Source organism: Mesorhizobium sp. ZC-5, assembly GCF_025753855.1.
GTDB lineage: Bacteria > Pseudomonadota > Alphaproteobacteria > Rhizobiales > Rhizobiaceae > Neomesorhizobium.
This window is the reverse complement of sequence record NZ_JAOWPT010000003.1, coordinates 259,010-277,186: the sequence shown is the minus strand read 5'-3', so window position 1 is coordinate 277,186 and position 18,177 is coordinate 259,010. Positions and strand designations below refer to the sequence as shown.

The following is an 18,177-nucleotide window of genomic DNA, read 5'->3' as shown; positions in this document are numbered from 1 at the left end:
TCGCGCCACGCAGAGGATAATGATGAGCGAGCGCAAGAACGGCCTCACCTATGCGGAAGCGGGTGTCGACATCGATGCCGGTAACGCCATGGTCGAGAAGATCAAGCCGCTGGTGCGATCGACCAGACGTCCCGGTGCGGACGGCGAAATCGGCGGTTTCGGCGGGCTTTTCGATCTCAAGGCGGCCGGTTTCAGCGATCCGGTGCTGGTCGCCGCCAATGATGGCGTCGGCACCAAGCTGAAGGTCGCCATCGACGCCGGCATCCACGACACCGTCGGCATCGATCTTGTCGCGATGTGCGTCAACGACCTCGTCGTCCAGGGCGCCGAGCCGTTGTTTTTCCTCGACTATTTCGCCACGGGTAAGCTCGATCCCGAGCAGGGAGCGGCAATCGTCGGCGGCATCGCCGAAGGCTGCCGGCAGGCCGGTTGCGCGCTGATCGGCGGCGAAACCGCGGAAATGCCCGGCATGTACCAGGGCAACGACTACGACCTCGCCGGTTTTGCCGTCGGCGCCGCCGAGCGCGGCCAGTTGCTGCCGACCGACGATATCGTCGAAGGCGACGTGCTGCTCGGACTTGCCTCCTCCGGCGTTCATTCGAACGGCTTCTCACTGGTTCGCCGCATCGTCGAGCAATCTGGCCTTGCCTGGGACGCTCCGGCACCGTTCGCCGGCGACAAGACACTGGGTGCGGCCTTGCTGGAACCCACCCGCATCTATGTGAAGCCGGTGCTGCAGGCGATCCGCAACACCCATGGCATCAAGGCGCTCGCCCACATCACCGGCGGCGGCTTTCCGGAAAACATCCCGAGGGTGCTGCCCAAGGACTTCACCGCCGAACTCGATCTCGAAGCGATCGCGGTGCCGGGGGTATTTTCGTGGCTGGCGAGGACCGGCGGCGTTGCACCTGTCGAGATGATGCGTACCTTCAACTGCGGCATCGGCATGATCATGGTCGTTGCGTCAGGCCAGGCGGCACAGGTCGCCGCAGTGCTGCAGGAAGCCGGCGAGACCGTCGAGCCGATCGGCCGCATCGTGCCCCGCCGTGATGCCGGCGTCATTTACCGTGGTACCATCGACCTATGAGCACAAAAAGCAAACGCATCGTCATCCTTATTTCCGGTCGCGGCTCGAACATGGCCGCGCTGATACAGGCCGCTAAAGAGGCCGATTATCCGGCCGAGATCGCCGGAGTGATCTCGGACCAGGCCGATGCAGCGGGCTTGAAGGCTGCGGAAAGTTTCCGGGTCGCAACCCGCGTTGTTTCGAGGCGCGACCACGCCAGCAAGGAGGCGCATGACGCGGCCATCGACGCGGCACTTCGCAAATTCGGCGCCGATATCGTCTGCCTTGCGGGATACATGCGGCTGTTGACGCCCGGCTTCGTCGACAAATGGCAGGGCCGGATGATCAACATCCACCCCTCCCTGCTGCCGATGTTCAAGGGCCTGAACACCCATCAACGCGCGCTCGACGACGGATTGCGGGTGCATGGCTGCACCGTGCACTTCGTCACCCGGGACATGGACGACGGACCGATCATCGCGCAGGCGGCGGTCCCCGTTCTGACCAACGACACGGAGGAAAAACTCTCGGCACGCGTGCTCAAGGCCGAACACCAGCTCTATCCGCTGGCGCTGGCCCTGGTTGCCGGCGGCAAGGCACGCATGGAGAACGGACGAACCGTGTTCGACGGCATCGACCATGCCGGCGGCAGCGGCGTTATCATGATGCCCAGCACCTGGCACGATCCGAACGATCTCGAGAATTTGGCACGTTTCACACCGTAGACGCGATAAGGCACCGCCCCGAAAGCGGGAATCTCTATGAAAACCTTGCTCCTGTTGCGTCATGCCAAATCGAACTGGGACGATGCGTCTCTGGACGATTTCGACCGGCCGCTCGCCGAGCGCGGCCGCGAGGCCGCTCCGAGGATGGGAAAGGAACTCGCTGCACGCGGCTGGCTGCCGGACGCCGTTCTTGGCTCCGCGGCGGTGCGCGTCCAGCAGACATGGGCGCTGGTTGCGGCGCAGTTGACCAATGCGCCCAAACCGGCCCTTTCAAAGGCCCTCTACATGGCTGCACCTGCGCGCCTGCTTCAGCATGTCAGGAAAACGCCCGAGACGGTGAACTCTTTGCTTGTTGTTGGCCATAATCCCGGTCTGGAGGAGTTCGCGACGCTGATTGCCGGAGATGGCTCGGACGACGCCTCGCTTAGCCGCATGCGTGAAAAATTCCCGACCGCCGCATTGGCTCGGTTCGAATTCGACGGACCGTGGGAGAAACTTCGGCGCGGTACTGCGCGGCTGACACATTTCCTGCGACCGAGGGATCTGGGCTGAATTACCCCGCCGCCCGCACCCAGACCTTGTTGTCGTGGACGGCGGCACCCCCATAAGGCGCCGGGGCATCGGCGCCGGTCAGCACATTGATGCCCTCGCCGCGCTCATGCGCGCTGTTCGGCCAGATGCCCTCGGCTATGACCACGCCGCGCTTGAGGCCATCGAAGATCCTGGCATGCAGCACCACCTCGCCACGCGGATTGCCGATTTCGACACGGTCGCCCGCCGCTAGACCAAGCGTTGCCGCGTCGTCAGGATGGATCAGCAGTTCCGGCCTGCCTTCCTTGGCCTTTGATACCGGCGTTTCGGCAAAACTCGAATTGAGGAAGTTGCGCGCCGGCGACGTCGCCAGCCGGAACGGATGTTTTTCGTCCGCCACCTCGATCAGGTCGACATGGTCGGGGAACTCCGGCAGCTGCTGGTAAGGCCCGAAGATGCCCATGCTTTTCGGAGGCTTGTTCGGTGCGAAACCGCCGTTCCACTCCGGCTTGAAGCGGAACTTGCTGTCCGGATGGCCGAAGCCGTTGAGAAAATGCGCGTCGTCGAAATCGGGCTGCAGGTCGACCCAGCGCTCTTCCCTGAAAGAATCGAAATCGCCGAGCCCTTTCTTCTCCAGCATGACATCGATGTGCTGGCGTTCGGTCATGCCGAAGCCCGGCAGGTGCGAGACGCCGAGCCGCTTGCCGAGTTCCTCGATGACGTAGTGGTTGGTTCGCGGCCCCTCAGGCGGGTCGATCAGCTTCGGTCCCAGTGTGATGTGCTGGTTGCCGCCGCCCTTGTAGATATCGTCGTGCTCGAGGAACATCGTCGCCGGCAGAACCACGTCCGCCATCTTGGCCGTGTCTGTCATGAACTGCTCGTGCACGCAGGTGAACAAGTCGTCGCGCAGGAAACCTTGCCTCACCAGCCGCTGCTCGGGCGCGACATTCATCGGATTGGTGTTCTGGATCAGCATAGCTGTAACGGGTGGACCGCTGTAAAGAGCATCCTCGTGGCCCATCAGCACCGGGCCGATGCGCGAGTGGTCTAGATAGCGGATCGAAGGATCGCGCAGCTTGGTGCCTTCGAGAAGCTCGCCGTTGAGCTTCAGGACGCCGGAATTGGAGTGGAATGCGCCGCCGCCCTCATATTGCCAGCAGCCGGTGACGGCGGCGACGGAAAGTGCTGCATGCATATTGACCGAGCCGTTGCGCTGGCGCGCGAAGCCGTAGCCGAGGCGGAAGAATGTCTTTTTGGTCGTACCGATCAGCCGTGCGAACGCTTCGATTTCTTCCACCGACAGGCCGGTGATCGCCGCCGCCCATTCCGGTGTCTTGTCGGCGAGGTGCGCTTCCAGTCCCTTCGGGTCGTCGGTGTATTTTTCGAGGTAGGCGCGGTCGGCCAGCCCTTCCCTGAACAGAACATGCATGACAGCGCAGGCCAATGCGCCGTCGGTGCCGGGCTTCAGCACGAGGCCCATGTCGGCCTGCTTCATCGTCGCGTTTTCGTAGATATCGATGACGACGATCTTGGCGCCGCGTTCCTTGCGCGCTTTGATCGCGTGCGTCATCACGTTGACCTGGGTGACGACCGCATTAGTCCCCCAGATCACCACGCAATCCGACTTCGCCATCTCGCGCGGATCGCTGCCGCGCAGCGCTCCCGTGCCCATCACATAGCCGGTCCAGGCGAGATTGGTGCAGATCGAACCGAAGAAGCCGGAATATTTCTTGGCGTGGCGCAGCCGCTCGATGCCGTCGCGCTGTACCAGCCCCATGGTGCCGGCGTAAAAATACGGCCACACGGTCTCGCTGCCGTACTTTTCCTCAGCCGCGATGAACTTTTCGGCCACGAGGTCGAGTGCTGCTTCCCAGCTTGCTTCCTTCCAGCCGCCCTCACCCTTGGCGCCGGCGCGGATCAGCGGCTTCAGCAACCGGTCGGGATGATGCACGCGGTCGGCGTAGCGCGCCACCTTGGCGCAGACGACGCCGGCGGTGTAGCTGTTGTCCTTGGCGCCATGGACACGGCCTATCGTTTTGCTGTCCAGCAATTCGACGTCGAGCGCACAGGTCGACGGACAGTCGTGCGGGCAGGCCGAATGGCCGATTCTGAGCTTGGTGTGCTGGTTCATGCTTGGAAACTAGCGGGTTTCGTTACGGACGTGTAGACGCGGCTTGCGAAAATCGATTGTTGCAGATCTTGATCCCTGACTGCTGATTTTCGGGAGACGATGCTGCCCAAATGAATTATCGCCACGCCTATCATGCCGGGAATTTCGCCGATGTCGTCAAGCATGCGGTGCTCGTCCGCATCGTCGAATACCTGAAGCTGAAGGAAAAAGCCTTCCGCGTCGTCGACACGCATGCCGGCATCGGGCTCTACGACCTCTCCGCCGAAGAAGCGCGGAAGACAGGCGAGTGGCGGGACGGCATAGGCAGGCTGCTCGATGCAACGCTCAAGCCGGAAATCGCCAACCTTCTGAGCCCCTTGCTTGGAGCGGTTCACGCGATGAATCCGGAGGGTGGGTTGCGCTTTTACCCCGGCTCGCCGCTCATCGTGCGCCATCTCCTGCGCAAGCAGGACCGGCTGTCGGCGATCGAACTGCATCCCGCTGACGCTGCACTTCTCAGGGAGCGCTTTGCCGGCGATTTCCAGGCGCGCGTCATCGAACTCGACGGCTGGCTCGCTCTCGGCGCGCATCTGCCGCCCAAGGAGAAGCGCGGGCTGGTGCTGATCGATCCGCCGTTTGAACAGGAAGGCGAATTCGACCGGCTGGTCGATGGCCTTGCCAGGGCGCACCGGCGCTGGCCGGGCGGCATCTTCGCGCTCTGGTATCCGCTGAAGGACCGCACTGCCGTCAACCGGTTCCGCGCTGATCTGGTGGAGACCGGCATTGCAAAGATCCTCGACATCCGCTTCGAGGTACGGCCGCCCTCGCCTGAGCCGCGGCTCGACGGCACCGGCATGATCGTGGTCAACCCGCCCTACCCGCTGGAGGCGGAATTGCGCAGCCTGCTGCCAGCGCTAAAAACGCTTCTGGCGGAGAGCCCGCACGCCAAATGGACGGTCGAATGGCTGGCCGGTGAAACTGCGCCAGGCCGCGACTGAGTTGTCCGCTCAGACGTCCCTCCCGATGGAGCGGCAGAGGGCGATCAGGCCTTCCTTGACAGCTTCCGCCGGGGTGCCGTTGCGCGAAAACCCCCACCACAGCAATGCGCCCTGCCATTGCGACGCCAGCAGTTTTCCAAGGTCCGGCCGTGGGCCGCTTGCATCGCCCAAACACCGGCCGAGTGCTTCGGCCAGCCGCTTTCCCCATCGGTCGCCGCGCGCCCTCAGCTCCGCGTTCCTCAAGTCCTCGCGCAGGACCAGCAGGCCTTCCGCATAGTTTTCGCCGGAGCCGAAATCGCCGGACAGCGTGACCAGGATGGCAACGGCGCCTGCCGGGGTCGCCGGCTCGGCCGCGATTGCTGCTTCAGTACGCTGGTCGAGCAGATCCCAGGCTCGCAGCAGCGCAGCGTGCAACAGGCCGTCCCGCGTGCCGAAACGCTGCACCAGCGTCGGGCCCGAGAGCCCGGTTTCGGTGGCGGCGGCGGCAAAGGTAACGCCCTGCGGCCCCGACCGGCGCATCAGCGTCAGCACGCGGTCGAGGAGATCTGCATCCGAAAGCGACTTGCGTCTTGGCACTTGCAATCCATTTATAAATGATTATTAGTTTATATACGTCACTCACCCCGAAATAGCAAGCGCCGCCAACGCGGCGAACGCTACAGCTTTGCATTCAGGAGGCCAGTACATGAGCAACCCATTGGAAAGAAAAGTCGCACTTGTAACCGGGGGCACGCGGGGCGGCGGGCGCGGCATCGCGGTGGAACTCGGCGCCGCCGGCGCCACCGTCTATGTCACCGGCCGCTCGACGCGCGACCAAAAATCCGAAATCAACCGTTCCGAAACGATCGACGAGACGGCGGGCATCATCGAGGCAGCCGGCGGCAAGGCCATCCCCGTTCGCGTCGACCATCTCGAAAAGGACGCGGTGAAAGCGCTGGTGGAAAGAATCCGCCGTGACCACGGCCGCCTCGACGTCCTGGTCAATGACATATGGGGCGGTGAAAACCTGTTCGAATGGAACAAGCCGGTGTGGGATCACAATCTCGACAACGGCCTGCGCATGCTGCGGCTGGCCATCGACACGCATTTGATCACTTCACACTACGCCCTGCCCCTGCTCATCGAACGCCCCGGCGGCCTGCTTGTCGAAGTCACCGACGGCACTCGCGCCTACAATGAAACGCGCTATCGGCTCTCGGTTTTCTACGACCTCTGCAAGGTTGCCGCCGACCGGATGAGTTGGGCGCATGCGAAGGACCTGGAAAAGCATGGATGCACGGCCCTGTCGATCACGCCCGGCTGGATGCGCTCGGAAATGATGCTGGAACATTACAGCGTCACCGAGCCAACATGGCGGGACGCAATCGCCAACCAGCCCGACTTCGCCATTTCGGAGACGCCGCGCTTCGTCGGCCGCGCGGTGGCGGCGCTTGCCGCCGACGACAACAAGGCACGCTGGAACGGCCAATCGGTGTCGAGCGGGCAGATCGCCAAGGAATACGGTTTCGACGATGTCGACGGCTCGCGCCCTGATTGCTGGCGCTATCTCGTCGAAGTCCGCGAGGCCGGCAAGCCGTCGGACGTCACCGGCTACCGGTGAGGTCTTCCAGGGTCCAGTATCTGTAAACCGGGCGAAAGGCCGGATGACGGCTACCGACCCCGTTTGAGACATGCAGCCAAATGACCAAGCCTCCAAAAGCGGCCGTTTCGTGCGTGCATCTACTGATCATCAGCCTTTTCTTTGTGCCGCGATGCTTTCTCGCGGTTGCCGCAAGTCTGCATGCTGCACCACCGCCGCCTTCCGCCTCGTGATGTGTCGACAAAAAGCCAGCCACACCGAGGGCAGGCATGCAGCCTCTCTCGTGGCAAAGCGAAGTACGCCTCGATCGAGATGGTTGTAAAAAAAGCGACAATGGCTTTGGGATCATCAAAGCGCACAATTTGCGGTGCGGCGTCGGTTTCGACCAGCTTGAGCCCTCCTCCCGAAAGCCCTTTCGCTGCCCGTTCGAACAAGAGGCCTAGCGCCTCCGTCGATGGTGGTTTCCCGGCGGCAAGCGCATCGAAAACCGAAAAGGATGTCTCTCGCAATTCCCGAACGCTTCCCAGAAACGCCGGGGCCTGGATATCCGAAATCGCGTTCGCCTGAGCTTTCGTGGCCAGTCCAGCGAAATGAAGCCAGTTTCCGACATCTCGTGGGGAGTTCAACAAATCGTTGTCGTCGCCGGGCATGTGGCGGGTGAAGACGGCGTTGGTGAAGTCAACCGCCGGATGGCCACCTATGAAATGTCCGCGCGTCCAGACGGTATCCAAATTATTTGGCATGGAACCTAACCATATAAGAGCAGTTATCCGGTTGCCTAACAGATAACCGCTATATTGGGTTTAATCGGTTTTTCTGGCCAAGGATAGCAGTCTAGGAGGCCCCATGCAGACCAATGAGAAAACCAGACATCACACCGTTAATGTGGATGGCGTAGACCTTTTCTATCGGGAAGCGGGACGGCGCGGAGCGCCGGGGCTGCTGCTTCTGCACGGCCAACCCTGCTCGTCGTTTTATTTCCGCCACGTCATTGGCCCGCTGTCCGAAGTCGCGCATGTTGTCGCCCCGGACCTGCCGGGCTTCGGCTTTACAGAAGCGCCCGATGACTATCCCTACACCTTCAATGCCATGGCCGAAACTATCGACGCGTTGATGCGCGAGGTCGGCATGGATCGGTTTTTCCTTTACGTCCACGATTTCGGATCGCCCGTCGCCTATGCCTTGGCGCTGAAATACCCCGAACGCGTGCTCGGGCTTATCATTCAGAATGGCAATGCCCATGAAGAGGGCCTTGGGGCACCCTGGGATCTGGTCAAGTCATACTGGGCCGACCCCACTCCCGCAAACCTTGCCAGACTTCCAGAATGGCTCAACTTCGAGGGCGTCAAGCATACCTATGTCGGCGATATCCCGGATAGCCTCGTGCCGCTTGTTGCCCCTGAAGGCTGGCATCTCGACTGGGAGCGCATGAGCCAGCCGGGACGCGTCGAAATCCAACTCCGTATCTTTTCCGATTACAGTTCGCATGTGGCTCGCTTCCCGGAATATGCAGCCTACCATCGCGATCATCGACCCCCCGCGCTGCTGCTGTGGGGGCGACACGACCCGTACTATGAAATCGAAGAGGCCTACGCTTATGCCAAGGATCTCGACCGGATCGACATGCACCTCTACGACGGCACCCATCTGCTGCTTGAGACGCACTACGAGGAATGCGCGCGCGTGATGCGAAACTTCATCGTCAATGTGCAATATGAGAAGGCAGAAAGCTAACGGCTGCTTTTATATGAAATACGGCTAGAAGCGGTCCGACCGCTCCCTAGACCTCAAAGCGGAGATTCGCGGTTAGGTCCGCGCCGCTCTTGAGGTCAGTTGGTTTCGCGGGCTCGAGATCAGTTTCCCATCACGCCACCGCTCACCAAGCCACAGGATGAGCATCAGCAGGAAGGGATTCGCCAGTTGCAGCAAGACAAGCACGGCCGTGCTCATGCCAAGATTGAGAAACAGCAACAGCGGGGCCGCCAAAACGATGTGAACAATGATCCCACCAGCCACAAGAAGCGCGAGCGCGCCGTAGCTCATTCGGCCTGGACCGAAGCAGGCGCGGATGATCCACACGGCCAGGGCCGCGAAAAGTAATGAAGTCAAAAATCCTCCACCGAAATTACCCCCAAGCGCGGCCACCATATGTAACAGAGCGTTGATCATCATGATGCCGTAGACAGAAAGCCCGACAAGCGGGTGTCGTCGGCTCAACAGGGCTGCAAGGGGAGCCGCGATCCAGAACGCAGTTATATTGACCGCCAGGAAAAACACCGGTGGGATCGGACAATTCGGATAAGGCGGCAAACCGAGCTGTGCGCAAATCATGTCCGGAAATGCATGGAATGTCCCGAGCAGATCGATGCCGTATTCTTCGAAGTTGTGAAGCAGATAGGCCACCACCCCGAGCCAGGATAACCACACCCAGTCATGCCATCGCGAGCGGCTTGGATCGCTCCGGAGACGGTCAGTTGCAAAAAGCAGGACCGCCAGGACGATTGCGCCAACGCCGCCAATCCAGGGAAAGGCAATGTCGAACCAGTTCCAGTAGTGCATGGCGGCCCTCCGGGAAACAACCGATCGAATCCGACCCCAGTGATTCCAGAGCGTAATGCAATTCGGACCGAAATTAGATCGGGCAAACCGGACAGGTGAATTTGCGATCTGCGGAAACCTGCTTTCCACCCCATCTCGGTCGTTCCCGATTTATGGGTTCGCGACTAGCACCCCGGTGCTCGCAGCCTGGCGACCTGGGGGGTGACGATTGTGGTGAACAGTTCGGGATCGCTGAACGCCCGCGCAGAGAGCATTGCCCCATGAACCGAGGCCATCAGCATCTGGGCCACCTCTTCCGGCCGCTTGTCCAATCGGAACAGGTCCAGCTCCATTCCGGCCTGCAGCACCGACGCAAGCCAGTTCGCGAGACTACGGAAATGGACACGAACGCGTGATTCTACCTCTTCGGGCAGCATCTGCATTTCGCCGGCGAGCATCGCACAGACGCAGAAGGGCGGCGCGGCATCGCGAATGCATGTCTGCCAGTAGTTCAAATAGGTCTGCAGTTGCTCGGCAGGGTTTGAGAACTGCTGTCGAAGAGACTTCAAACCCGCGTCTGCCTGCTGGTTGTAACGATCCACCAGCGCCGAGACCAACTCGGCTTTCGTCGGAAAATGATGGTGGATGCTCGCTTTCCTGATGCCGATCGCAGCCGAGATGTCGGCATAACTGAACCCGTTGTAGCCTCCCTTCACAATGAGAGATTGCGCGACGTCTAGAATTTTCTCCGGGGTCGAAGTCATTGATTTCATGCTTCCGCCTACCTACTGGTAGGCAGTTTGTCAAGACTTCCGCATCGTTCCCGCGTCTCACAAGAAGGTGTTCCCGGACCCGGTTGACTCAAAAATTGCCTCCCTACTAGAAGGTAGGCGTCAACAAGGAACATACCAATGCAAACCCAATCTTCGATCCAGTCCAACTGGCTGCGATCCTATTACTTCGTGCGCGCCATATTCTCCATCGCGTGGATCGCCGCCGCCATTCTCTTCAGCGGGCAACCTGGCCCCGCCGCATTCCTGCTCGTGATCTACCCGGCATGGGACGCCTTCGCCAATCTGGTCGACGCCCGCGTGAACGGCGGCCTGAAAGCCAACCCGTCCCAGGCACTCAATGTCGTGGTCAGCACGATAACGGTGCTCGCCGTGATCGTGGCGCTCAGCAACAGCATCTATGCCGTTCTGGCGGTGTTCGGGGTATGGGCGATCCTCTCGGGCCTGCTGCAGCTGTACACGGGGGTGAGACGTTGGCGTCACTACGGCGCACAGTGGCCGATGGTGCTGAGCGGAGCGCAGTCGGCGCTCGCCGGCGGCTTCATGATCAGCCGATCCCTCGGCACAGTTGCGCCGACGATTCTGGACATCGTCCCCTATGCGGCGTTCGGCGCGTTCTACTTCCTGCTTTCCGCGATCTGGCTTGCCGTCGCAGCCTATCGCAACGTAGATGCCGCAGGTGCTGCCCAGTCGGGCAGTGGCAAATGAGTCCTGACTTCAGGCAAGTTCGGTAAACGCGGCGAGATTGTCCAGGCTGGATTTGAGGCCGGCGTCGTGGTCCTCCTTGCGTATTCCCTCCGGCACGTTCTCGCAGCGGATGGTCACTTCGCTGCCTCCCGGCACCGCCGCAATCGACCAGGTCATCGTCATCGTGCCGGCAAACGCCGCGTCGTCTGACTGGAACTCGACCTCCTGGACGATCTTTTCGTTCGGGACGAGTTCCAGAAACCTTCCGCCGACGGTGTCGGAATTCTCCGAGGTCTTTCCCGCGTGTCCTGCGTCCTGGTAGGTCAGCGTCATCCTGTAGGATCCGCCCGGCCTGGCATCGAAGGCATGCATCCGACCCGTCATGCCTTGCGGCGGCAGCCAGGATGTCAGCGCTTCGGGGTCGATGAAGGCCCGATAGATGGATTGCGGCGAAGCATTGATGATACGGGACGCGCAATCGGTTCTCTTCCGGTTCGGGGCATTCATCGCGCTGCTGTTCTCCCTTGCGTCGCCGGTCGGCCGAACGCCGCATCGTACAAACGATAACAGTGCCATCTCGGTGGTTCCACCCCTCACCCGGGTCGTGTAGCTTGCACGCAAATCACAGGAAGATACGATGAGTTTTTCAAGCATTTTTGCTCGTCTGGTGGCTTTGGTCGGCGCGGGCGCGATATTCCTGCGACACCGCGCCGATGGCACCCTGGAGCCAGCTTTCGGCAGCGCGCCCAACATCCCGCAGGCGAAGCCGCAAGGCATTCCGACGCTCAAAATGCCCACGGCCAGGGGGTGGACGGCGGGACGGACGCCCGTCGCGGCTCCCGGTCTCAAGGTCAACGCCTTCGCGCCGGGCCTCAAGCACCCGCGCTGGATCCATGTCCTGCCCAATGGCGACGTGCTGACCGCCGAGGCGTTGAGCGAGCCGGGCGGCATCAAGTCGGTTTTCGACTATGCCATGGCGAGCACCATGCAGCGCGCCGCCGCCACCGGCGTCAGTCCCAACCGCATCACTCTCCTGCGCGATGCCGACGGCGATGGCGTGGCCGAAACCCGCGAAGTGTTTATGGACAGGCTGAACCAGCCGTTCGGCATGGCTCAGCTCGGCGACACTTTTTATGTCGGCAACACCGACGGTGTCGTCGCCTTCCCCTACACGGCCGGGGCCAGCCGTATCGACTCATCCGGGCGCAAGCTTGTCGACTTCAAGTCCGGCGGGCACTGGACGCGCAGCCTGCTGGCGAGCCCGGACGGGCGCAAGCTCTACGCCGGCGTCGGTTCGCTGAGCAATATTGGCGACAAAGGCATGGAGGCTGAAGAGGGCCGGGCGTGCATCTACGAGCTGGACATCGAGACCGGCGACAGCCGCATCTTCGCCTCTGGCCTGCGCAACCCCGTCGGCCTGGCGTGGGAGCCGACGACCGGCGCGCTGTGGACCGTCGTCAACGAGCGTGACGGCCTCGGCGACGAGACGCCGCCCGACTACCTGACCTCGGTCCGCGACGGCGGCTTCTACGGCTGGCCCTATTGCTACTGGGGAAAGACCGTGGATGGCCGGGTTCCGCAGGATCCAACACTTGTTGCGGTCGCACTGACGCCCGATTTCGCGCTCGGCGGGCATACCGCTTCGCTCGGCCTGTGCTGGCACCCCGCCGGAACGCTGCCCGGCTTCCCCGATGGCATGATCATCGGCCAGCACGGTTCGTGGAACCGCAGCACGCTCAGCGGCTACAAAGTGGTGTTCGTGCCGTTCGAGAACGGAAAACCTGCCGGTCCGGTGCGCGACATTCTCAGCGGTTTCCTCTCCCTGGACGAGCGGGTGTCCTACGGCAGGCCGGTCGGCGTGGCGATCGGACCGGACGGTTCGCTGCTGGTGGCAGACGACGTCGGCGACGTGATCTGGCGCGTGACAGGCGCTTGACCGCAATCCTCGTGGCACCGAAGCAGTCTCCCGCTTGACCACTTCGCGCTTCGCTAGCACAGTGCAATGACGCGCGGTCGTTGAATCGCCGGGCGACGGAGAGATTATGATGAGACGCCTTGCCACCCTCGCTTTCACCGCCCTCATTGCCGCGGGAGCCGCGATTTTCGCTGGAAGCAAGGCGGAAGCCGCCGATCTTAGCAGTGTCTACGTGGAGGATTCCGGAATTTGCGGCGAAGCGTGGGTGTTGAACACGATCAGCAAGCGCTTCGATCATCAGGTCAAGCACGTTCCGAACCTGCCGGATGTCTCGATCACCGATTTCCGCCGCATCCACCAGCATCGGTACCTGCCGGCGCGTGAAGACCGTCCGATCGGCCGGCGCTACTGCGGTGCCACGGTCGACCTGTCGGATGGCCGTCCGCGCGACATCTGGTATCTGATCGAAGAAGGCCAGGGTTTCGCCTCGATGGGCGACAACGTCGAATTCTGCGTTGCCGGCTTCGACCGCTGGATGGTCTACAACGGGCGCTGCCGCGTTCTCAGGTGATCTCCTGGCGATGCGCGGCATCGGGACCCTAGCGGCGATCGCCTCTCTGTCAGCACTGCTCGCCGGATGCGAGCCGGCGCCTGAATCGCAATCGACCGCCAACGCGCCTATCGCCACTCCCGCACCGGCTGCCCCCACGGCCCCCGCCATCGACACGTTGCCGGTTGGCGCCGGTTTCGATTTTTACGTGCTGTCGCTGTCGTGGTCGCCGAGTTATTGCGAAGCGGAAGGCGAGGATGCCAACCAGCAGCAGTGCGCCGACGGGCGGCTCTATGCATTCGTCGTCCATGGGCTGTGGCCGCAATTCGAACGCAGCTATCCGCAGGATTGCGCGACGCAGGATCCGAATGTCTCCAGGGAAACCTTGCGCACCCTTTACGACATCATGCCGTCCGCCGGGCTGATCCGATATCAGTGGAAGAAGCACGGTGCCTGCGCCAACATGGCCCAGCAAGACTATTTCAGGGTGCTTCGGGCTGCCCGCGACAAGGTGGTCATCCCGACCCAGTTCCGCCGCCTCGACGACTACAAGACGGTCGATCCCAAGGAAGTCGAAAGCGCCTTTATCGAGACGAATCAGAGTCTTCCCGCCGAAGGCGTTGCCGTTACATGCGACAAGCGTTACCTGCGCGAGGTGCGCATCTGCATGACTAAGGACCTTGCCTACCGTCCCTGCCCCGAGGTCGATCGCCGCGCCTGCCGGCTGCCCAAGGCCGTGATGCCGCCGATGCGCGGCGGATAGCCGCCGCGCCGGGCAACTCCAGTTTTAGAAAATATTCGCCACAGGCAGGCCGAGAGCCATCGCCCCCGCATAATGCGCCTGTGGCCCAGCCTGCAGCGGATGGAACCGCGCACCCTGGATATCCCGGAAACGCCGTTCCAGACCGTTGCTGCGGTAGAAGCCGGCACCGCCCGCCAGTTCCATCGCCAGTTCGACGGTCCTGATGGCGTTTTCCGCGACGAGACTGCGGCCGATCATCACCTCGTTGATCGTCTCGGCTGATGGCGCGTTGCGTTCGACGATCTCGATCATCCAGCGATGCGCCAGTTGCGCCGTCCGCAAGGTCGTGTCCATCCGGCCCGCGAGTTCCGTGGCATAGGGCGTCTGCCGCTTCTGCTTCGCCAGCCCGATGGCGATGTCGCGGGCGCTCTCGGCAACGCCGAGATAGGCGGCGTAGACCAGCGGAAACGCGATCGTGGCGATGATATGGAACAGCGGATGCCATTCGCCGCTCTTGCGCGACACCGCAACGCTCGCATCGGGCACGAACAGTCCTTCGATGAGCACATCGTTGGACCCGGTGCCGCGCATGCCGAGGGTACGCCACGTATCGATGATCTTCACCTCTGGCGCTTTCATGGGCACCGGAAAATGTATCACCGCGTCCGGCTCACCTTCCGACTGCACGACGGCCCCGGTCATCAGGATATCGCCGGCTTCCGCACCCGAGGTGAAGACCTTGCGCGCGGAAACCCGGTAGCCGCCATCGACCTTCACCGCCTTGCCGGATCCGGCGATCCAGTCGGAACCGCCGCTGGACAGAAGCACGAGCCCTTCCCCGGCCACGCGCCGCAACAGCGGTTCGACGGCAGTCACCTTCTGGTGCCGCCAGCGCCATGCCGGAATGGCGACCTGATGCGTGTGCATTGAAAAGGCGAGCGCGGTCGAACCGCAGTGGTGCGCCAGTTCACGCAGCATGTTGGCAAGTTCAGCCACGTCCGCGCCGCTGCCGCCCAATTCCTTCGGCACGCCGGCGGCAACAAGGCCGGCCTGCTTCAGAGCCTTGTAATTTTCGGCGACGAATTGATCGTGTTCGTCGGCCTCGGTCGCCCGCTCGGCAAAATCCGCGCCGAGCCGGCGTGCTGCCGTGACGATGTCTTGTATTTCAGCTGTCTCTGCTCTCACAACACTTGTCATGGCTTCTCTCCCTTGGCCACAGTAACACGGATGAGAACATCCACCGGCTTTCGGCTACGATCTAGTTCAGGAACTGTACCGCTTTCCTGTTTGTCAGAAGCTTCCACATAGAAAAAGCACCGAACTCGGTGCCTTGGCAACGGCCTGGAGGACCGGTATTCTATGCGGATCAAAGACTTTCCCCGGAGACCAGCATGGAAGATCGCGGGGGATACGGCCAATTCTGCCCCGTTGCGATGGCATCCGAAATATTGTGCACGCGCTGGACCACACTGGTCGTTCGCGAGCTTCTCTGCGGCTCGACCCGGTTCAACGACCTCCGGCGCGGCGTTCCCCGAATGTCGCCGGCGCTTTTGTCCAAGCGCTTGAAGCAGTTGGAGAAAGCCGGCGTCATCGTGACGACGCCGACAGCTTCCGGGACACTGGAATACCGCCTCTCTCCGGCCGGCGAAGAGCTTCGTCCCATCGTCATGTCGATGGGATTCTGGGGGCAGCGCTGGGTCGAATCGCGGCTTTCGCTGAAGAATCTCGATCCGTCGCTGCTGATGTGGGACATGCGGCGCAATCTCAATCCGCAGCCGTTGCCGCCGCGGCGCTGCACGATTCAGTTTCAATACCCCGAATTGCCGGATGCGCAGAAAAACTGGTGGCTGGTGGTCGAAAACGGCACTGTCGACCTCTGCGGTTTCGACCCTGGCTACGAGGTCGACCTGCTTGTACGCGGTTCATTGAAGTCGATGACGGCAATCTGGATGGGCCTCGCCGTGGCACGCGGGGAAATCGATGCCGGACGGCTGGCCCTCGAAGGTGAGCCGTCGATCGCAAGCGCCATGCAACGATGGCTGGGCTTGAGCAGTTTTGCTCCCGGCACGCGCGCCGTTTCCTGATTTCGTAACGAAAACCGCCGCAAAACAGGCTGGCTCAAGCGAACACGATTGCTCCCCACGGCGTCGCCCCTTAGTTTTCAGCCGTCAGAAACAGGGATCCCGCTACATGCCGAAATTATTCTACGCACCCGCCTCGCCCTACAGCTGCAAGGTTCGCATGGCGGCTGCCCATGCCGGCATCGCGCTGGAACTCGTCAAGACCGATACCAATGCCGATCCGGCCGACTTGCTGCAGGCCAATCCGCTCGGCAAGATTCCGACGCTGCTGGCCGATGACGGCTCTGCGGTGCATGACAGCCGCGCCATTACCCAATATCTCAACCGCGTATCGAAGAACGCGCTGTTTCCGCGCAATGCCGAAAAGCGCACAGATGCCGAGAAGCTGGAAGCGCTGGCCGACGGCATGTGCGACAGCCTGCTGTCGCAAGTCTATGAACGGCGCTTCCGTCCGGAGGAAAAGATTCACCAGCCCTGGCTCGACCGGCAGTGGTCGAAGGTCGCGCGCGCTCTGGACGAACTCGAGGCGGTACCGCCGAAACTGACCGGAAAACTGCATGCCGGGCAGATCGCGCTGCGCAGCGCACTCGGCTACATGGATCTGCGGTTTGCCGGAAAGTGGCAGCAGCGCCGCCCCAAGCTCAAGCGCTGGGCAAAGAAGTTCGACCAGAAATTTCCCGACCTGGTGCCTTTGCTGCCGGCATAAGGAAGGCAATAGCTGATAGGACGGTAGGATTGGGTTTCCGGCTTCTGGCTGATGCCTATTCCTGCTGCCTTTATGAAAAAAGCCGGGCGTCGCCGCCCGGCTTTTCCTTGATCCAAGCGTGTCGCCGGATCAGAACTTCATGCCGACGCCGAACATCACGCGATGATCGCGCGAATCGGCTTCGACCGAACCGCCGTTGATGGCGTAGTCCTTCGAACCGAAGTCGGTGTAGCGGTACTCGACGCGGCCAAACACCTGCTCGGTGATCTTGACGTCGGTGCCGACACCGGCCGTCCAGCCGAGGTGGGTGTTGCGGTCGCTGCTGCCGGTGACGGTGTCGGTGATCTTGTTGCTCTGCAACGCGCCACCAGCCGTACCGTAGACGAGGATGTCCGGGGTTACCGCGACGCCCAGGCGAGCGCGCAGCGAGCCATCAAGGCCGGCCTTCGATTCGACGCCGGCATTGTCGCCCTCATAGCCGCCGTAGCCGAGATCGGCTTCCAGACCGTAGACGAAGCCGCCGTTTTCCATCTGGTAACCGGCAAAGCCGTGTCCCAGGAAGCCGTCGGTCTCGACTTCGAGAGCCGGGTTGCCGATATCGGTCTGACCGGCAAAGCCGTAGCCGAGCGTGACACCGGCATAAGGGCCGGACCAGGTGTTGACCGGCGGCTGTTCCATCGGAGCGGCCGGTGCCGGCGGCTCTTCCATGACAGCGTCGGCGGCGAAGGCGGGGGCCATGCCGAGGGCGAGAAGCCCGAAAGCAGCCGCAGTCGACCGCGCAAATTTGAGATTGGCTTTCATTCTTTTACTCCTTGGCTGCAGGGAACTCGCAGCCTTTTTCCGATTGACACTCAGACAACCGCGGGGGGAACGGCTGTCGCGTCAGACAGTTCCCAATGTCGGGTCGAAATGCGGCGCCACCACACCTGAAGTTGGGTGATTCCCCGGCTCCAAAAAGGCGGAAAGATGACGTTGCGGTTCGGCAACAGTTTTGTCAGCAGACTGACGAAACAGGGCTTGTAACCCGCTTGGAGCAAGGGGTTAGGCGACCTATATTGAAAACATGGGCTGCGGCGTGAAGCCATTCTGCGGCCCGTTCAGCAGCTCTTGCCACATTGCTGCCCTATGACCAAACACAACCTTACCGGAAATGGGGCA

General features: G+C 61.9%; 20 protein-coding genes. 12 read left to right on the top strand and 8 right to left on the bottom strand.

Features of this window, described 5'->3' with window-relative positions:
• The first annotated feature begins 22 nt into the window (after positions 1-22).
• The 3 genes from purM to OHD58_RS09925 are packed head-to-tail and all read left to right on the top strand — an operon-like array spanning position 23 to position 2,343.
• Positions 23-1,087 (top strand): phosphoribosylformylglycinamidine cyclo-ligase, encoded by a 1,065-nt coding sequence (gene purM / locus OHD58_RS09935; RefSeq protein ID WP_263803066.1) that lies wholly within the window; start codon positions 23-25, stop codon positions 1,085-1,087.
• Positions 1,084-1,791, top strand: a complete 708-nt coding sequence (gene purN / locus OHD58_RS09930) for a phosphoribosylglycinamide formyltransferase (protein ID WP_263803065.1) — start codon at positions 1,084-1,086, stop codon at positions 1,789-1,791. The genes purM and purN overlap by 4 nt, the downstream gene beginning before the upstream one ends.
• Before the next feature lie 36 nt (positions 1,792-1,827).
• Positions 1,828-2,343: a SixA phosphatase family protein gene (locus OHD58_RS09925; RefSeq protein WP_263803064.1), complete on the top strand. Its 516-nt coding sequence runs from the start codon at positions 1,828-1,830 to the stop codon at positions 2,341-2,343.
• 1 nt (position 2,344) lies between these two features.
• On the opposite strand, the gene OHD58_RS09920 is transcribed toward OHD58_RS09925, so the two are convergent.
• Complete coding sequence (locus OHD58_RS09920; protein WP_263803063.1) at positions 2,345-4,453, bottom strand: molybdopterin-dependent oxidoreductase; 2,109 nt, start codon at positions 4,451-4,453, stop codon at positions 2,345-2,347.
• 110 nt (positions 4,454-4,563) lie between these two features.
• Between OHD58_RS09920 and OHD58_RS09915 the strand changes: the two genes are divergently transcribed.
• Positions 4,564-5,430: a 23S rRNA (adenine(2030)-N(6))-methyltransferase RlmJ gene (locus tag OHD58_RS09915; protein ID WP_263803062.1), complete on the top strand. Its 867-nt coding sequence runs from the start codon at positions 4,564-4,566 to the stop codon at positions 5,428-5,430.
• A gap of 9 nt (positions 5,431-5,439) precedes the next feature.
• Here the strand turns inward: OHD58_RS09915 and OHD58_RS09910 are convergent, their stop codons facing one another.
• Positions 5,440-6,006 carry a TetR/AcrR family transcriptional regulator gene (locus OHD58_RS09910; RefSeq protein WP_263803061.1) on the bottom strand — a complete coding sequence of 189 codons (567 nt, stop codon included), beginning with the start codon at positions 6,004-6,006 and terminating at the stop codon, positions 5,440-5,442.
• Positions 6,007-6,115: 109 nt separating this feature from the next.
• On the opposite strand from OHD58_RS09910, the gene OHD58_RS09905 reads away from it, so the two are divergent.
• Positions 6,116-7,030 carry an SDR family oxidoreductase gene (locus OHD58_RS09905; protein ID WP_263803059.1) on the top strand — a complete coding sequence of 305 codons (915 nt, stop codon included), beginning with the start codon at positions 6,116-6,118 and terminating at the stop codon, positions 7,028-7,030.
• A 119-nt stretch (positions 7,031-7,149) separates the two neighbouring features.
• Here the strand turns inward: OHD58_RS09905 and OHD58_RS09900 are convergent, their stop codons facing one another.
• Complete coding sequence (locus tag OHD58_RS09900; RefSeq protein ID WP_263803057.1) at positions 7,150-7,752, bottom strand: CGNR zinc finger domain-containing protein; 603 nt, start codon at positions 7,750-7,752, stop codon at positions 7,150-7,152.
• 103 nt (positions 7,753-7,855) lie between these two features.
• Between OHD58_RS09900 and OHD58_RS09895 the strand changes: the two genes are divergently transcribed.
• Complete coding sequence (locus tag OHD58_RS09895; protein WP_263803056.1) at positions 7,856-8,743, top strand: alpha/beta fold hydrolase; 888 nt, start codon at positions 7,856-7,858, stop codon at positions 8,741-8,743.
• A gap of 72 nt (positions 8,744-8,815) precedes the next feature.
• Here OHD58_RS09895 and OHD58_RS09890 read toward each other — a convergent pair whose 3' ends face one another.
• On the bottom strand, positions 8,816-9,568 hold the full coding sequence (locus tag OHD58_RS09890) for an HXXEE domain-containing protein (RefSeq protein ID WP_263803055.1): 753 nt from the start codon (positions 9,566-9,568) through the stop codon (positions 8,816-8,818).
• Positions 9,569-9,732: 164 nt separating this feature from the next.
• Positions 9,733-10,320, bottom strand: a complete 588-nt coding sequence (locus tag OHD58_RS09885; protein ID WP_263803053.1) for a TetR/AcrR family transcriptional regulator — start codon at positions 10,318-10,320, stop codon at positions 9,733-9,735.
• A gap of 138 nt (positions 10,321-10,458) precedes the next feature.
• On the opposite strand from OHD58_RS09885, the gene OHD58_RS09880 reads away from it, so the two are divergent.
• Complete coding sequence (locus OHD58_RS09880) at positions 10,459-11,046, top strand: DUF308 domain-containing protein (protein WP_263803051.1); 588 nt, start codon at positions 10,459-10,461, stop codon at positions 11,044-11,046.
• A 9-nt stretch (positions 11,047-11,055) separates the two neighbouring features.
• On the opposite strand, the gene OHD58_RS09875 is transcribed toward OHD58_RS09880, so the two are convergent.
• Positions 11,056-11,532: an SRPBCC family protein gene (locus OHD58_RS09875; RefSeq protein ID WP_263803049.1), complete on the bottom strand. Its 477-nt coding sequence runs from the start codon at positions 11,530-11,532 to the stop codon at positions 11,056-11,058.
• A gap of 130 nt (positions 11,533-11,662) precedes the next feature.
• Between OHD58_RS09875 and OHD58_RS09870 the strand changes: the two genes are divergently transcribed.
• The 3 genes from OHD58_RS09870 (at position 11,663) to OHD58_RS09860 (ending at position 14,253) form a co-directional block, all read left to right on the top strand.
• Positions 11,663-12,961 (top strand): PQQ-dependent sugar dehydrogenase, encoded by a 1,299-nt coding sequence (locus OHD58_RS09870; protein ID WP_263803048.1) that lies wholly within the window; start codon positions 11,663-11,665, stop codon positions 12,959-12,961.
• 109 nt (positions 12,962-13,070) lie between these two features.
• Positions 13,071-13,511, top strand: a complete 441-nt coding sequence (locus OHD58_RS09865; protein WP_263803047.1) for a hypothetical protein — start codon at positions 13,071-13,073, stop codon at positions 13,509-13,511.
• Between the two features lie 10 nt (positions 13,512-13,521).
• Positions 13,522-14,253 (top strand): ribonuclease T2, encoded by a 732-nt coding sequence (locus OHD58_RS09860; protein WP_263803046.1) that lies wholly within the window; start codon positions 13,522-13,524, stop codon positions 14,251-14,253.
• Between the two features lie 24 nt (positions 14,254-14,277).
• Here OHD58_RS09860 and OHD58_RS09855 read toward each other — a convergent pair whose 3' ends face one another.
• Positions 14,278-15,429, bottom strand: coding sequence for an acyl-CoA dehydrogenase family protein (locus OHD58_RS09855; RefSeq protein WP_263803044.1), 1,152 nt, complete (start codon positions 15,427-15,429; stop codon positions 14,278-14,280).
• Positions 15,430-15,623: 194 nt separating this feature from the next.
• Between OHD58_RS09855 and OHD58_RS09850 the strand changes: the two genes are divergently transcribed.
• Positions 15,624-16,316 carry a winged helix-turn-helix transcriptional regulator gene (locus tag OHD58_RS09850; RefSeq protein ID WP_263803043.1) on the top strand — a complete coding sequence of 231 codons (693 nt, stop codon included), beginning with the start codon at positions 15,624-15,626 and terminating at the stop codon, positions 16,314-16,316.
• Positions 16,317-16,422: 106 nt separating this feature from the next.
• A complete protein-coding gene (locus tag OHD58_RS09845) occupies positions 16,423-17,019 on the top strand; it encodes a glutathione S-transferase (protein WP_263803042.1) in 597 nt (198 codons plus the stop codon).
• 129 nt (positions 17,020-17,148) lie between these two features.
• On the opposite strand, the gene OHD58_RS09840 is transcribed toward OHD58_RS09845, so the two are convergent.
• Complete coding sequence (locus tag OHD58_RS09840) at positions 17,149-17,820, bottom strand: outer membrane protein (RefSeq protein ID WP_263803041.1); 672 nt, start codon at positions 17,818-17,820, stop codon at positions 17,149-17,151.
• Positions 17,821-18,177 lie beyond the last annotated feature (357 nt).

Excerpts from the sequence above, each read along its gene's own strand:
- OHD58_RS09840 (WP_263803041.1), bottom strand. The coding sequence starts at position 17,820 with ATGAAAGCCAATCTCAAATTTGCGCGGTCGACTGCGGCTGCTTTCGGG.
- OHD58_RS09900 (WP_263803057.1), bottom strand. The coding sequence starts at position 7,752 with ATGCCAAATAATTTGGATACCGTCTGGACGCGCGGACATTTCATAGGT.
- OHD58_RS09885 (WP_263803053.1), bottom strand. The coding sequence starts at position 10,320 with ATGAAATCAATGACTTCGACCCCGGAGAAAATTCTAGACGTCGCGCAA.
- purM (WP_263803066.1), top strand. The coding sequence starts at position 23 with ATGAGCGAGCGCAAGAACGGCCTCACCTATGCGGAAGCGGGTGTCGAC.
- OHD58_RS09860 (WP_263803046.1), top strand. The coding sequence starts at position 13,522 with ATGCGCGGCATCGGGACCCTAGCGGCGATCGCCTCTCTGTCAGCACTG.
- OHD58_RS09925 (WP_263803064.1), top strand. The coding sequence starts at position 1,828 with ATGAAAACCTTGCTCCTGTTGCGTCATGCCAAATCGAACTGGGACGAT.
- OHD58_RS09915 (WP_263803062.1), top strand. The coding sequence starts at position 4,564 with ATGAATTATCGCCACGCCTATCATGCCGGGAATTTCGCCGATGTCGTC.
- OHD58_RS09890 (WP_263803055.1), bottom strand. The coding sequence starts at position 9,568 with ATGCACTACTGGAACTGGTTCGACATTGCCTTTCCCTGGATTGGCGGC.
- OHD58_RS09850 (WP_263803043.1), top strand. The coding sequence starts at position 15,624 with ATGGAAGATCGCGGGGGATACGGCCAATTCTGCCCCGTTGCGATGGCA.
- OHD58_RS09865 (WP_263803047.1), top strand. The coding sequence starts at position 13,071 with ATGAGACGCCTTGCCACCCTCGCTTTCACCGCCCTCATTGCCGCGGGA.
- OHD58_RS09880 (WP_263803051.1), top strand. The coding sequence starts at position 10,459 with ATGCAAACCCAATCTTCGATCCAGTCCAACTGGCTGCGATCCTATTAC.
- OHD58_RS09845 (WP_263803042.1), top strand. The coding sequence starts at position 16,423 with ATGCCGAAATTATTCTACGCACCCGCCTCGCCCTACAGCTGCAAGGTT.
- OHD58_RS09920 (WP_263803063.1), bottom strand. The coding sequence starts at position 4,453 with ATGAACCAGCACACCAAGCTCAGAATCGGCCATTCGGCCTGCCCGCAC.
- OHD58_RS09870 (WP_263803048.1), top strand. The coding sequence starts at position 11,663 with ATGAGTTTTTCAAGCATTTTTGCTCGTCTGGTGGCTTTGGTCGGCGCG.
- OHD58_RS09905 (WP_263803059.1), top strand. The coding sequence starts at position 6,116 with ATGAGCAACCCATTGGAAAGAAAAGTCGCACTTGTAACCGGGGGCACG.
- OHD58_RS09855 (WP_263803044.1), bottom strand. The coding sequence starts at position 15,429 with ATGACAAGTGTTGTGAGAGCAGAGACAGCTGAAATACAAGACATCGTC.
- OHD58_RS09875 (WP_263803049.1), bottom strand. The coding sequence starts at position 11,532 with ATGAATGCCCCGAACCGGAAGAGAACCGATTGCGCGTCCCGTATCATC.
- purN (WP_263803065.1), top strand. The coding sequence starts at position 1,084 with ATGAGCACAAAAAGCAAACGCATCGTCATCCTTATTTCCGGTCGCGGC.
- OHD58_RS09895 (WP_263803056.1), top strand. The coding sequence starts at position 7,856 with ATGCAGACCAATGAGAAAACCAGACATCACACCGTTAATGTGGATGGC.